Below are 11,819 nucleotides of genomic sequence, written 5' to 3'. Positions count from 1 at the left end.
GAGTATATGCAATCCATCATGTGGGACGACTTTACTAAAGTTGAGATTCGCGTTGGGCGCATCATAGATGCGTCGTTTTTTGCTGAGGCAAAAAAGCCCGCCTACGTGCTGCATGTGGATTTTGGGGAAGAACTGGGTATCAAGAAATCTAGCGCACAGATCACCGATTTGTACCAACCGGAAGATCTTATTGGAAAACTTGTTGTGGTTGTTAATTTTCCCAAGAAACAAATTGGGCCGCTGATGTCGGAATGTCTAGTGACTGGTTTTCACAATGAGCGGGGCGAGGTCGCGCTCTGTGTGCCGGATCATCCAGTTCCACTAGGTGCGAGGCTTCTATGAGCACAGTTAACATTGCAGTCTAGCGGGACACGCATAAAACCGCACAGCGCCGGGAATTCAAACGTTATGTTCTGCGGGGCAAGCCTCAGGTAAACTCGGATGTCAAAGGAGGTGGCTATGAACATGGCAGCATTACGTAATCTTCCGGTGGAGCAGCGACTCCACTTGGTCGAGGAACTCTGGGACAGCATTGCAGCTGATCAATGTGTGCTTGCGCTCACCGACGCGCAGCGCCGAGAGCTCGACAGGCGCTTGGATGCGTATGAGGCAGATCGGAAACCTGGACAACCGTTGGATGAGGTGCTGGCGGATATTCGCAAGCGCCTATGAGTTTGGCGATCCATGTTCGTCCTGAGGCTGCCCAAGATATCGAAGACGCAGCGGGTTGGTATGAGGAGCAAAGCGAGGGTCTAGGGCACGAGTTCCTTGAGGAGGTTCGTCGGTCCTTACAGCAGGTTGCCGAGCAACCTGAGTTGTATCCGTCTGTGCATCGCAACACACGTCGTGCGTTGATCCATCGTTTTCCGTTCGGTGTGTTCTACCGCGTCGAGGCGGATTCCATCGTTGTGGTCGCCGTCATGCACGGTAGCCGCGATCCGCAACGTTGGAAGCAAAGAACATAACGAATAAGGTTAAATCGGACCTTGCGCATAAAACCGCACAGCACCGGTGAATTCAACGTTGGACATGAGAAAGCGGCCTATGCGACCCCTTGACCATGAAAGTCAAAGACCTCATCGCGCTGATTGAAGCCGACGGATGGCAGCAGGTGCGCCAGAAAGGAAGCCATCGGCAGTTTCCACCCCACGAAGCTGGGCACGGTCACCGTAGCGGGCAACCCCAACGTTGATGTGCCACCCGGTACGCTCAACAGCGCGCTGAAGCAGGCTGGTCTCAAGAAGGAGTAATCCGTATGCGTTATATGGTCGTATTGGAGCAGGGTCCAAGCAGCTACGGGGCGTATGTGCCGGATCTTCCCGGCTGCATCGCAGCGGGCGAGTCCGAGGCAGAGGTTCTTGAGCTCATTCAAGAGGCTATTGAGTTTCACCTTGAGGGGCTCAAGGAAGAGGGGCTTCCGGTTCCTGCGCCTCACTCGTCAAGCCGCATAGTTGAGGTTAGCGCGTAACCCATGCCCAACATGGCGCTCAACCTCGCTCCCTTTGGTCGCTGGGCGCTGCGCGATGGAACTGCGCAGCGCCGGTCAGCTCTACGTTACATTTTTCCTCAAGAACCACCGTTTGCAAAAACTTGCAGTCCTCGACCTGGACAGCCCCATAATCAAAGCCTTGCGGTTCTCAAAATCCAGCCTCAAAGCGGTTCCTTACCAGAACGGGGCGGGGACGGGTTTTGAGAATCTACATCGCACCTGTCGGCGTTACCCATTGAGGTCATCGAGTTTCATCTAGAGGGGTTGAGAGAAGACGGCCAGCCTGTTCCGGGCCCACAAAGTCAGGTCGAATACGTCGAGGTGACCTGAGGTCGAGGCCCAATGCATCAAACCGACGTCCACGCCTCTGTTGCGCTCCGGCGTGGCCGCGGCTTATGCTCGGCATTAGCTGCCCAAGGAGCCGATTCCATGATCCACATCCGCGAACTCGACCACATCGTCCTGCGCGTCGTCGACCTGGACGAAATGCTACGTTTCTATTGCGACGCCCTCGGCTGCCCGGTCGAGCGGCGCCAAGAAGACCTCGGCCTTGTACAACTTCGTGCCGGCCGTTCGCTCATCGATCTCGTCCCTGTCACGGGCAAGCTCGGCAGTGCCGGCGGCGCGGCCCCTGGAGCGGAAGGCAGAAACCTCGACCACTTCTGCCTGCGTGTCGAGCCCTTTGACGCCGAGGCCATTCGCGCCCACCTTCAAGCACATGGCGTAACAACGGGACCGGTGCAGTCACGCTACGGAGCAGAAGGGGTGGGTCCATCCATCTATGTCAACGATCCCGAAGGCAATGTCGTCGAGCTCAAGGGTCCCCCGGGCGGCTGACCCCTCCGTCAAGGGGACGTCGAACACTAGGGTACCCATTTTTGCCGAAGACCCATTCCAGAAGCCACCCCCTTTTGAAAAGCTCGTTACCACAGCATCACTCTAAAATTCTGCTCGCCCATCTCTCAGAGGTCTGGCTTTACTCCAGACTTTTCAAAGCGCAGCGCGGCCGAATTAAGGCAATACCGCAACCCCGTGGGTTTTGGACCATCGGGAAACACATGACCCAGATGACTATCGCAGCGGGCACAACGAATTTCCGTGCGAATCCGCCCATAACTGGTATCCGTCAATTCACGAATATGATCCGGCGCATAAGGCTCCCAGAAACTGGGCCAGCCGGTACCCGATTCAAATTTACTGGACGAACAGAACAAGGGCAGGCCGCAAAGAACACATACATAAATACCCGCTTCCTTTTCGAGGAGCAAACCGCCACAAAAGGGCGGCTCCGTACCATGTTCAAACAACACATGGCGCACTTCAGCGGATAAATCCCTCGCCATTTCGGCGCGGGTCTGAGCATCGATGGGGGTCAGATCAAAACCTGCGGATGACATGGGCATGCTTTATTCCTTACGCAAAAACTGGGGAAAAGTCTGTTGCAATTTCTCGACCTTCGGTAAAGCAACGGCACAAATATAGGGCTGCTCAGGATTCCTCCGGGCATAATCCTGATGATAATCTTCCGCCGGATAAAAAGTCTCCAGCATGGTCAATTCCGTCACAATGGGTTGCCGGAATACTTCCGCCGCGTTCAGTTCAGCCATATAGTTTTTGGCCATCTGCAACTGCGCCGGGTTCACCGCAAAAACCGCGGAACGATATTGGGTACCGACATCACTGCCCTGACGATTAAGCTGGGTAGGATCGTGCGCCACCCCGAAAAAAACCTGCAGTAAGCGCCCATAGGTCAAACGTGCCGGATCAAACGTAATCTCAATGGCCTCGGCATGCCCTGTCGCCCCACTGCAAACCACCCGATAATGGGCGGTTTCCTGCGCCCCGCCGCTATAACCTGAAACCACCTTTTTGACTCCCTCCAGCGCCAGATAAACGGCTTCCGTACACCAGAAACAGCCTCCCGCCAGCACCGCAACGCCAGGCGCACTAGCCTCCGGATCATCCCACTGTGGGGGCGGTATAGATATAGCCATGCGTGCTCCTCCCGTTACGCTTCACCAAAGCCAGCCAGACTCTTGACCGCAGCCAGCATGCTCCTGAGCATAGCGGCAAACTCACCAGCGTCCAACCACCCGGAGTTCACCATGATTGGATATGGACTGCACAGCCATCCTCCCCACGAAGAAATCGTCCATCGCTCGGCGGAAATGGAAAAAAATCCGAAACAGCCCAGCGGGAATCCACCCCTCTCAACCGCCCCCCACAATGATCTGAGATCTCCATGATTTTTCTGTAGATCGCCATTTCCATGGCCTCCATTACCGCCCTGATCCGCCGCAAATGGTTATTTGTGGTGGCCATCATCAGCGCCAGGGGCGGCATTGGCCTGTTGGGTTACGGCCAGTTTTTTGATGTGATCTACTATGTAGCCAATGTGGATTTTAGTAGTCGCTTTTGACAGGGATGCAGCAGTCCACTGTATTTGCTAGGATTGGCGGCTGAACCAGAATGATATCCGCACAGGAGTTTTCACATGATATTGACCAAGATGATCCGCAATTCCGTATTATTGACTGGAGGCTTCCTGTTGGCGGGCTGCGCCACCACTTCCAATCTAAAACCGGCGGAACATCTGGTTGAACAAAATTTCCACGGTCAGGTGCATGTCAGCAAGGTATTTCCGGGTCCCGTCCAGAATCTTACGGGGATCGTCGTCGAAACGGACCAGCACCAACAGGGCATACTCTGGATGCTGGCCGACAAATACCTCCTCTTAGGTCCGGTAATCAACGATCGACAGCAGAATATTACGGCCCATTATGCGGACAAGTATCTGCCCCATCCTCCCAAAGTGCCTGCGGAAAAAATTGCCCCGGCAGCCCTGACCGCCCCCGGTTTTACCATCGGCCATGCCGGGCCGTTGATGGTTGTCTTCATGGACCCCAACTGCATTTTCTGCCATCTCCTCTGGGAAGCCCTGCAACAGCCTGTGGATGAGGGCAAGGTGCGGGTAAAAGTGGTTCCGGTTGGTTTTTTGAAGCCTTCCAGCCCGGCCAAGGCAGCCACCATTCTCGCCGCGAAAAACCCTGCCGAAGCCTGGGCCAATAATGAAAAAGGCTTCAACATGCGCACCGAGGAAGGCAGCACCCAGGTGCTGCGTCAAATACCGGAAAAAGACAAGGCGGCGGTTAAAATCAATACCCAGCTCCTGCACAAAACCGGAGAAACCGCCACTCCGACGCTGCTGTACTGCATCAAAACCCCAAAGGGATTGGAAATGCAGATGAAACACGGCATTGACGTCAAGCGTACCCCGGAATTCGTGCAAAAACTGGATGGCAGTGTCGGCGCCCGGGGCTGCATCCCGGGTGCCTGACTTGTCGGTGCAGAGACGCCCATAAGGATGGATCGGATTCTTGGGATGCTTTTCGTCAATGGGCGTATATTGGGGGCTCACCAAATTCGCCGCCGTGGACAAGAACATGAATCGCTTCATCTCAAAAGCCTCCATCATATTCAAGAAGTTCAGCGTAATGCTGACATTGTTGTGGCTAATCCGCAGCCACCGTATGCAGCGTCGGCGCTTTAGTTCCAGTCACTGACTGGCCGACGCTGTGGATGCGCCCCAATGCAGGGCACGCAACCGACTGAATTTTTTGTGCTGGTGCGCCTGCATGCGAATGAGAATGTCGTTCAGGGTATGCACGGCCTCCACCGCATAAGGACCTTTGTTCAGCATCACGCACTCGGCACGCACACCCATGGCCGCATCGGTGAATTCGGGCCGGGAGATGATGCCCTTTTTGGTGAGTTGTTCCAGCACCTGGGTAGCCCAGATGACGGGCAAATGCGCCGCTTCTGCCAGCCAGAGGATCTCTTCCTGTACTTCGGCCAATCGTTCCGGACCCATTTCTACCGCCAAATCACCGCGCGCGATCATCACGCCCAACGGTTGACGCCCGAGAGCGGCCAGCAGTATCTCTGGAAGCCGGTGAAAGGCCCCCGCAGTCTCGATTTTCGCGATGACGCCCAGGTGCTCACCCTGTCGCTGGCGTAGGGCCTCCAGCATGGTGCGCATGTGCTCGGCACTTTCAACAAAAGAAAAACCAATGATATCTACCAGAGGAATGATGGTATCCAGATCTTTCCGGTCCTTGGCACTGAGGGCCGGGAGATTCAGGCTCAGGCCGGGAAAATTGAGACCACGGTCTGCTTGCAGGCGCGCACCCCCTGGTTTGGTTTTGATGATGCGCAGCAAGGCACCTTCAGGTCCTTGTTCCATGACTATGGCGGCAATTTTACCATCATCCATCCACACGGCCTGGCCGACGGGCAGTTGTGCAACGACTTCCGGGAGGGTGCAGGAGATGCGTGCCGGGCGACTCATCTGTGCCGGTGTTCCTGGACCAGCTTGGCTTTGCAGCAGAAGCAGATCGTCGACTTCCAGGTGCAGAGGGAGGGCACTTTGCGGAATTCCCGCAAAATGTCCCCGCACATGGCGGCGACGCCGGCTTTGCCAGGGATCCCCTGCAGTGAAGTAGCAACTCTGCATTGCCTGTAGGGTGACGATCTGACCTTCAATGCGTTCAACCACGAGTATGCGCTCTTTGCCCCGGGTATCGCGGCAAAGCAACTCTTCGCCGTGCTGCGGCATAGCACTGTCGGACGCCATCAGGAGCAGACAGTCCACCCCTGCGGGACTCAGCGCCATTTCCTTGTGGCAAGCCAGCACGGTCATTTGTGCGGGCGTTTGCAAACGACCGAAGCGGTCACGTTCAGGACTCAGATGGATCACCCCTGGGACTTCGGGAAGTGGACCCGTGCGAATTTTGTGTCCGGCGAGGTCAGCGAGAATACGGCAGGGCTGGCCAGTATCCCGGCTCGCTGCATGAACCTGCTCAGCTAGCCGTTGCCATATGGCCGGGTCATCATGGGCGCAGTTGATCCGCGCGATGTTCATGCCGGCAGTTAATAACTTGCGGAAAAAATTGATGTCATCAACACGATCACCGGATAACGTTACCATGATGTGGGTGCTGCGCTGGCGGGGCGGACTGCCGAGCAGGGCCAGCGTGTTGTTCATGAGGGCCTGTTGGCCTTGCGCTCGCGTGATGGCCGTAGTTCCGCTGAAGTCGGCTGGCGGCATTTGCAGGGCGGCATGCAATATCTGCAAGATACACTGCACACTGTCGAGCACATGACTTTCAGCGCGGCCGAGGGAGGAGAGTCCAGCGTCGGACAAGGCATCCTGCAGGGGACGCAAATCGATGCTACGCATGGCCAGATAGTGCAACATGTTGCGGATGCCGATATGCCAGGGAAGGCTGGGGTCTTGCTGTTCCAGAAGCAGAAGTTGGGCTGCTTCACTCTGGATAATCCGCGTGCGGAGCCCTTCAAGGGCTTCCAGAAGGTCTTGCCATGACTTATTCATATGTTCATCCGCCTAGTCATGTTTTGAGTGTAGCAGGTGAATATTCCAGTATGATGACATCCAGGTAGCGAAGTTTGCCGACTGAAGGCGCCCATGTCGAAAGTGTAGTGCCCGCAGCATCGTTATCACTGCGTTGCTCCACGGATTCCACGGTGTCATAAAACGGTAATAAAACCTTGCTATAGTTTCCGTGCAGGTTTTCATTAAACCTGAAGGAGCGTGACATCATGAAGATCAAAGGTGTGGCTTTTATGTTGGGCGTGATGAGCCTGGGGGTGGCAGGGCTGGCGCAGGCGGAAAGCATTTCCGCCGCAGGCGGCACGGCGATTTATCCCGTCATGTCGAAATGGGCGGAAACCTACAAACAAAAAACGGGCACCATGGTGAATTATCAGGCCATCGGTTCTGGTGGCGGGATTGCCCAAATCAAGGCCAAAACCGTCGCTTTCGCCAACAGCGACATGCCTCTCAAACCTGAAGATCTCCACAAAGACCAACTCGTCCAGTTTCCGGCAGTGATTATTGGCATTACCCCCGTCGTGAACGTCCCCGGTATAAAGCCCGGTGAACTGACCTTCAATGGCGCCGTGCTCAGCGGCATTTACCTGGGTAAGATCAGGAAATGGAATGACGCGGCCATTGCCGACCTCAACAAGGGTGTTAAGCTGCCGGATATGAATATCACGGTGGTCCATCGTTCTGACGGTTCCGGCACTACCTTCAACTTTACCAATTATCTGGCCAAGATCAGTCCGGAATGGAAGCAAAGGGTGGGTGATAACACGGCTGTTTCCTGGCCTGTCGGTGTGGGTGGCAAGGGTAATGCGGGTGTTGCCGCATATGTACAGCGGATTCCTGGTGCCATCGGCTATGTGGAATATGCCTATGCCAAGGAAAATCACATGACTTACGGCAAAATGATCAATGCTGCGGGCAAGGTGGTGTCTCCTGATCTGACTACTTTCCAGGCTGCTGCGGCGAATGCGGACTTTACCAAGGTAGAGGATTTCTACAGGATTCTCACCAACCAGCCGGGGGCCCAGAGTTGGCCCATTTCCGCTGCGACTTATATCCTTATGCGCAAGGATGCCGATAAGACGGCCAATGCCGGAGTCCTGAACTTTGCGCGCTGGTTCCTGACCGCCCCGCAGGCGCAAGCAGAAGCCAGGAGCCTGGATTATGTGCCATTACCAAAATCCACGGTGACGCAGATCGAGGCGTACTGGAAAAGGAATCTGGGCCAGTGAACTAGGATATGGACGATACCCGTGACGCAGAATTGGGAATGCGGAAGGCGGCGGTGCCGTCCCCCGCTGTGCCCTCTCGCATCAACCCCGCGCGATCACGACGCCTGCATGCCATGGACCAGGGTTTCCGCTGGCTCACGGGTGGGCTCGCCGTTTTGGTCCTGCTCCTGCTGGTTGGGGTGGCGCTGTCTCTTTTTTTGCGCGGGTGGGAAGCTTTTCATCATTTCGGCTTCGCTTTTTTCTGGAGCGATGCCTGGGATCCGGTGACGGAGGACTTCGGCGCTCTGGTGCCGATTTACGGGACTTTGGTCAGCTCCCTGATCGCCCTGCTGATCGCCCTCCCCATCAGTTTCGGCATTGCGTTATTTATCAGTGAACTCGCACCCGAATGGTTACGCCAACCGGTCGGCAGCGCCATTGAACTGCTGGCAGGTATTCCCAGTATCATCTTCGGCATGTGGGGTCTTTTTGTCTTTGCGCCGGTTTTGGGCAGCGCAGAGCCTTGGCTCAATGACCATCTAGGCGTTCTGCCCGGTATCGGTGCGCTGTTTCGCGGTCCGCCGATGGGCATTGGTATGCTGACTGCCGGCATTATTCTGGCCATCATGGTGATCCCCTTCATTTCCGCGATCATGCGCGATGTTTTTCTGGTTGTGCCAGTGATGCTCAAAGAGTCCGCCTATGGCCTGGGTGCCACGACTTGGGAAGTGGCACGCCATGTGGTGCTCCCTTATACCCGTACGGCGGTAGTCGGCGGGGTGTTCCTCGGCCTGGGCCGTGCCCTTGGTGAAACCATGGCGGTAACCTTTGTGATCGGTAATGCCCACGACCTCCATATCTCTTTGCTCGACGCCGGAAACTCCATCGCCGCAACACTGGCGAACGAATTTGCCGAGGCCTTCTCGCCCATGTATAAGTCGGCGCTCATGGCCTTGGGTTTCATTCTCTTCCTCATTACCTTCGTGGTGCTGGTGCTGGCGAAACTGATGCTCTGGCGTCTCGGCCAGGGACAAGGGAAGGCGGGTTTATGAATACGGCCAGGAACGCCCGTTATCTGCGCCGCCGTTTCTGGAATATCTTCAATCTGGGTATGGCCATGGCAACGACGCTGTTTGGCCTCTTCTGGCTGGTCTGGATTCTTTGGACCACCCTCTCTTATGGTGCCAGTGCCCTCAACCTGGAACTGTTTACCCGTGACACGCCCGCGCCAGGCAGTATCGGGGGCTTGCGCAATGCCTTCGTGGGCAGTCTGCTGATGATTGGCGTGGCGGTGATCATTGGTACTCCTGTGGGAATCCTGGCCGGCACCTATCTCGCTGAGTTTGCGCAAGGCAGTCGACTCGCGGCAGTCATCCGTTTTTTTAATGATATCCTGCTCAGCGCGCCCTCCATCGTGATCGGCCTGTTTATTTACGCCGTCGTGGTGGTGCCCATGGGGAGCTTCTCGGGTCTTGCCGGAGCTTTGTCACTGGCCATTTTGCTTTTACCGGTCGTCTTGCGCACCACGGATGAGATGCTGGGCATGGTCCCCGGCACCATGCGCGAGGCGGCTCTGGCTTTGGGGGCGCCCCACTGGAAGATGATCGTTCAGGTGAGTTATCGGGCCGCACGTTCTGGTATACTCACCGGGGTTCTGCTGGCGGTGGCGAGAATCAGTGGCGAGACCGCCCCGCTGCTGTTCACGGCGCTCAGTAATCAGTTTTTCAGCACGAATCTGGGCAAGCCGATCGCCAATGTCCCGGTGGTCATTTTTCAATTTGCCATGAGTCCCTATCCGGAATGGCAACATCTGGCCTGGGCGGGCGCGTTGATAGCTGCCATGGCTGTGCTAGTCTTGAGCCTTGTTTCCCGCTTCCTTATCAAGGACAGGAGCGCCCGTTGATGTCGGAACCCCAGAAAACCAAAATATCTGTCCGCCACCTGAACTTTTTTTATGGGAGCAACAAGGCCCTCATAGTTAGTGCCTGACAGAAAAGGAAGGTTTTTTGAAAATTCCGCCGCCTTAAAATCGGATGGGATGGCCAGTGGATGGCATGTTACTGCCGGTTTTCGCAAGGCAGATTTAATGTCCAGTCCATGCCGTCGGTTTTCCTGCCCAAGTCCTCTCACCATCCCCGCTGTTTCATGATATAACAAAGACAAAGGGGGTACCATGCCACGCGGACCAGCCAAAAAACAGCCCGAAGACACCAGCCACCAAAGCCTGGAATCCAAGCTTTGGGCCGCCGCCGACAAGCTGCGCGGGCACCTGGACGCGGCCGATTACATCCTCGCCAATCCGCCCTTCAACATCTCCGACTGGGGCGGTGATCTGCTGCGTGACGACAAACGCTGGCAGTACGGCATCCCGCCTACCGGCAACGCCAACTTCGCCTGGGTGCAGCACATGGTTCATCACCTGGCCCCCTATGGCATTGCGGGTTTCGTGCTGGCGAACGGGTCCATGTCTTCCAACACTGTATGAGCGCAGCGGCGAAGTGCTGTTCATCGACGCCCGCAATATGGGTTACATGGCCGACCGCACCCATCGGGAACTGAGCGACGAGGACATCCAGCAGATGGCCGACGCTTATCACAACTGGCGCGGCGATGGACCGGGGGAATATGCCGACATTCCCGGCTTCTGCAAATCCGCCACCCTCGACGAAATCCGCAAGCACGGCCATGTCCTGACGCCGGGGCGCTACGTGGGGGCTGCCGCCAAGGATGAAGACGACGAGCCCTTTGCAGAGAAGATGGAACGGCTGACCAAAGAACTGTCGACGCAGTTAGCTGAGGGGCGGCGGCTGGAAGAGGGGATACGCAATAATTTGCGGATATTGGGGTATGAACTGTAGCTTGTGCAACGATTCACACATGAGGATATTCACATGAACGAACCATTACCAGAATGCTGTAAAGAAAACAAAATCACCGACAGGGCCGAGTTGATTGATTGCATGGAAGCTCTTGAAGATACAAAAGGTATGACCATCGAGGATCTCAGTGAGCGACTGAAATACTTGAGTGCAATGCGCCATACAGACCACTTGGGGATGTTCAAAGAAGATGAAGGATTACTGGACATCTACGACCGTGCAAGGATGACCATACAGAATGCCATTGATGCCCTGGGAAACTCGCGGAAGCCTGAATGAAAGACCATCGCCGGATACCCCGTCAGGTGAAGCCGTGATTCAGGGACTGGATACCATTGTGCTCGTCAAGGACCATCCCGATGAAGGGCTGGTGAAAGGTGACATGGGGGCCGTGGTCCTCGTGCATACGGTCGGCCAAGCCCGTGAGGTGGAGTTTGTCACCCTGACCGGGGATACGCTGGGCGTGCTGACCCTGACCGCCGATGAAGTCCGACCCATCTCCGCGCGGGATGCGCCGCATGTGCGGGTGGCGTGATCTGGATAATGTTTCTGAGCTGGATGAAGATTTTGAGGAATGAGCCAAGTTGCAAACCATTGAAGTGGAAATTGATGCCCAAGGCCAGGTACATCCGGTCAGCTTCAATAAACCGTTGCCGGCTGGTCGAGCCTTGTTGACCTTGCTGACCCCTCCCGCCAACGAAGAAGCCCTGCTTTCGGAATCGGCATTGGCGGAAGACTGGTTGAAACCCGAAGAAGATGCGGCATGGGCCTACTTGCAGCCGGTCAGGTAGTGGTATTGCCATTCCCTTTTTCTGACTCTCACGAAACAAATA

At 55.9% G+C, this 11,819-nt stretch carries 20 protein-coding genes and 1 pseudogene; 17 read left to right on the top strand and 4 right to left on the bottom strand.

The genetic code is table 11. The annotated features are described in order from the left end of the window. Positions 1-6 precede the first annotated feature (6 nt). From ACJU26_RS01425 to ACJU26_RS01395, 7 genes are all read left to right on the top strand, one after another. Positions 7-342 carry a tRNA-binding protein gene (locus tag ACJU26_RS01425; RefSeq protein WP_414040783.1) on the top strand — a complete coding sequence of 112 codons (336 nt, stop codon included), beginning with the start codon at positions 7-9 and terminating at the stop codon, positions 340-342. A 117-nt stretch (positions 343-459) separates the two neighbouring features. After that, positions 460-672: an addiction module protein gene (locus ACJU26_RS01420; RefSeq protein ID WP_414040782.1), complete on the top strand. Its 213-nt coding sequence runs from the start codon at positions 460-462 to the stop codon at positions 670-672. After that, the gene (locus ACJU26_RS01415; RefSeq protein WP_414040781.1) at positions 669-965 is read left to right on the top strand and encodes a type II toxin-antitoxin system RelE/ParE family toxin; all 297 of its coding nucleotides are present in this window, start codon (positions 669-671) and stop codon (positions 963-965) included. The genes ACJU26_RS01420 and ACJU26_RS01415 overlap by 4 nt, the downstream gene beginning before the upstream one ends. Positions 966-1,060: 95 nt before the next feature. After that, a complete protein-coding gene (locus ACJU26_RS01410) occupies positions 1,061-1,192 on the top strand; it encodes a type II toxin-antitoxin system HicA family toxin (RefSeq protein ID WP_414041906.1) in 132 nt (43 codons plus the stop codon). After that, entirely contained in the window at positions 1,155-1,250 is a 96-nt protein-coding gene (locus ACJU26_RS01405) for a type II toxin-antitoxin system HicA family toxin (protein ID WP_414041905.1), read from the top strand. Before ACJU26_RS01410 ends, ACJU26_RS01405 begins: the two co-directional genes overlap by 38 nt. Before the next feature lie 5 nt (positions 1,251-1,255). Beyond that, positions 1,256-1,468, top strand: a complete 213-nt coding sequence (locus ACJU26_RS01400) for a type II toxin-antitoxin system HicB family antitoxin (protein WP_414040780.1) — start codon at positions 1,256-1,258, stop codon at positions 1,466-1,468. Positions 1,469-1,918: 450 nt separating this feature from the next. Then, on the top strand, positions 1,919-2,326 hold the full coding sequence (locus ACJU26_RS01395) for a VOC family protein (protein WP_414040779.1): 408 nt from the start codon (positions 1,919-1,921) through the stop codon (positions 2,324-2,326). A gap of 125 nt (positions 2,327-2,451) precedes the next feature. Here the strand turns inward: ACJU26_RS01395 and msrB are convergent, their stop codons facing one another. Both msrB and msrA read right to left on the bottom strand, forming a co-directional pair. Then, complete coding sequence (gene msrB, locus ACJU26_RS01390; protein WP_414040778.1) at positions 2,452-2,892, bottom strand: peptide-methionine (R)-S-oxide reductase MsrB; 441 nt, start codon at positions 2,890-2,892, stop codon at positions 2,452-2,454. A gap of 3 nt (positions 2,893-2,895) precedes the next feature. Continuing rightward, positions 2,896-3,483: a peptide-methionine (S)-S-oxide reductase MsrA gene (gene msrA, locus ACJU26_RS01385; protein WP_414040777.1), complete on the bottom strand. Its 588-nt coding sequence runs from the start codon at positions 3,481-3,483 to the stop codon at positions 2,896-2,898. Between the two features lie 275 nt (positions 3,484-3,758). Here msrA and ACJU26_RS01380 point away from each other — a divergent pair, with 275 nt between their 5' ends. Next, complete coding sequence (locus ACJU26_RS01380) at positions 3,759-3,908, top strand: hypothetical protein (protein ID WP_414040776.1); 150 nt, start codon at positions 3,759-3,761, stop codon at positions 3,906-3,908. Between the two features lie 75 nt (positions 3,909-3,983). Further along, positions 3,984-4,826, top strand: a complete 843-nt coding sequence (locus ACJU26_RS01375; protein WP_414040775.1) for a thioredoxin fold domain-containing protein — start codon at positions 3,984-3,986, stop codon at positions 4,824-4,826. Between the two features lie 75 nt (positions 4,827-4,901). Here ACJU26_RS01375 and ACJU26_RS01370 read toward each other — a convergent pair. Beyond that, positions 4,902-4,946: pseudogene (locus ACJU26_RS01370) on the bottom strand (hypothetical protein); the annotation flags it as partial. A 99-nt stretch (positions 4,947-5,045) separates the two neighbouring features. After that, positions 5,046-6,881: a pyruvate kinase gene (locus tag ACJU26_RS01365; RefSeq protein ID WP_414040774.1), complete on the bottom strand. Its 1,836-nt coding sequence runs from the start codon at positions 6,879-6,881 to the stop codon at positions 5,046-5,048. A gap of 227 nt (positions 6,882-7,108) precedes the next feature. Here ACJU26_RS01365 and pstS point away from each other — a divergent pair, with 227 nt between their 5' ends. The 8 genes from pstS (at position 7,109) to ACJU26_RS01325 (ending at position 11,777) form a co-directional block, all read left to right on the top strand. After that, positions 7,109-8,128: a phosphate ABC transporter substrate-binding protein PstS gene (pstS, locus tag ACJU26_RS01360; RefSeq protein WP_414040773.1), complete on the top strand. Its 1,020-nt coding sequence runs from the start codon at positions 7,109-7,111 to the stop codon at positions 8,126-8,128. Between the two features lie 8 nt (positions 8,129-8,136). Beyond that, positions 8,137-9,159 carry a phosphate ABC transporter permease subunit PstC gene (gene pstC, locus ACJU26_RS01355; RefSeq protein WP_414040772.1) on the top strand — a complete coding sequence of 341 codons (1,023 nt, stop codon included), beginning with the start codon at positions 8,137-8,139 and terminating at the stop codon, positions 9,157-9,159. Continuing rightward, the gene (gene pstA / locus ACJU26_RS01350) at positions 9,156-10,010 is read left to right on the top strand and encodes a phosphate ABC transporter permease PstA (RefSeq protein ID WP_414040771.1); all 855 of its coding nucleotides are present in this window, start codon (positions 9,156-9,158) and stop codon (positions 10,008-10,010) included. The genes pstC and pstA overlap by 4 nt, the downstream gene beginning before the upstream one ends. A gap of 270 nt (positions 10,011-10,280) precedes the next feature. Beyond that, positions 10,281-10,592, top strand: coding sequence for an N-6 DNA methylase (locus ACJU26_RS01345; protein ID WP_414040770.1), 312 nt, complete (start codon positions 10,281-10,283; stop codon positions 10,590-10,592). A 13-nt stretch (positions 10,593-10,605) separates the two neighbouring features. Then, entirely contained in the window at positions 10,606-10,965 is a 360-nt protein-coding gene (locus tag ACJU26_RS01340) for an N-6 DNA methylase (RefSeq protein WP_414040769.1), read from the top strand. Between the two features lie 33 nt (positions 10,966-10,998). Further along, the gene (locus ACJU26_RS01335; RefSeq protein WP_414040768.1) at positions 10,999-11,265 is read left to right on the top strand and encodes a hypothetical protein; all 267 of its coding nucleotides are present in this window, start codon (positions 10,999-11,001) and stop codon (positions 11,263-11,265) included. After that, the gene (locus tag ACJU26_RS01330; RefSeq protein WP_414040767.1) at positions 11,234-11,521 is read left to right on the top strand and encodes a DUF4926 domain-containing protein; all 288 of its coding nucleotides are present in this window, start codon (positions 11,234-11,236) and stop codon (positions 11,519-11,521) included. Before ACJU26_RS01335 ends, ACJU26_RS01330 begins: the two co-directional genes overlap by 32 nt. A 49-nt stretch (positions 11,522-11,570) precedes the next feature. Continuing rightward, positions 11,571-11,777: a hypothetical protein gene (locus ACJU26_RS01325; RefSeq protein WP_414040766.1), complete on the top strand. Its 207-nt coding sequence runs from the start codon at positions 11,571-11,573 to the stop codon at positions 11,775-11,777. Positions 11,778-11,819 lie beyond the last annotated feature (42 nt).

Source organism: Acidithiobacillus sp. M4-SHS-6 (genome assembly GCF_047421495.1).
In the GTDB taxonomy this organism is placed as follows: domain Bacteria; phylum Pseudomonadota; class Gammaproteobacteria; order Acidithiobacillales; family Acidithiobacillaceae; genus Acidithiobacillus.
This window is presented reverse-complemented; position numbering and strand designations above follow the sequence as displayed.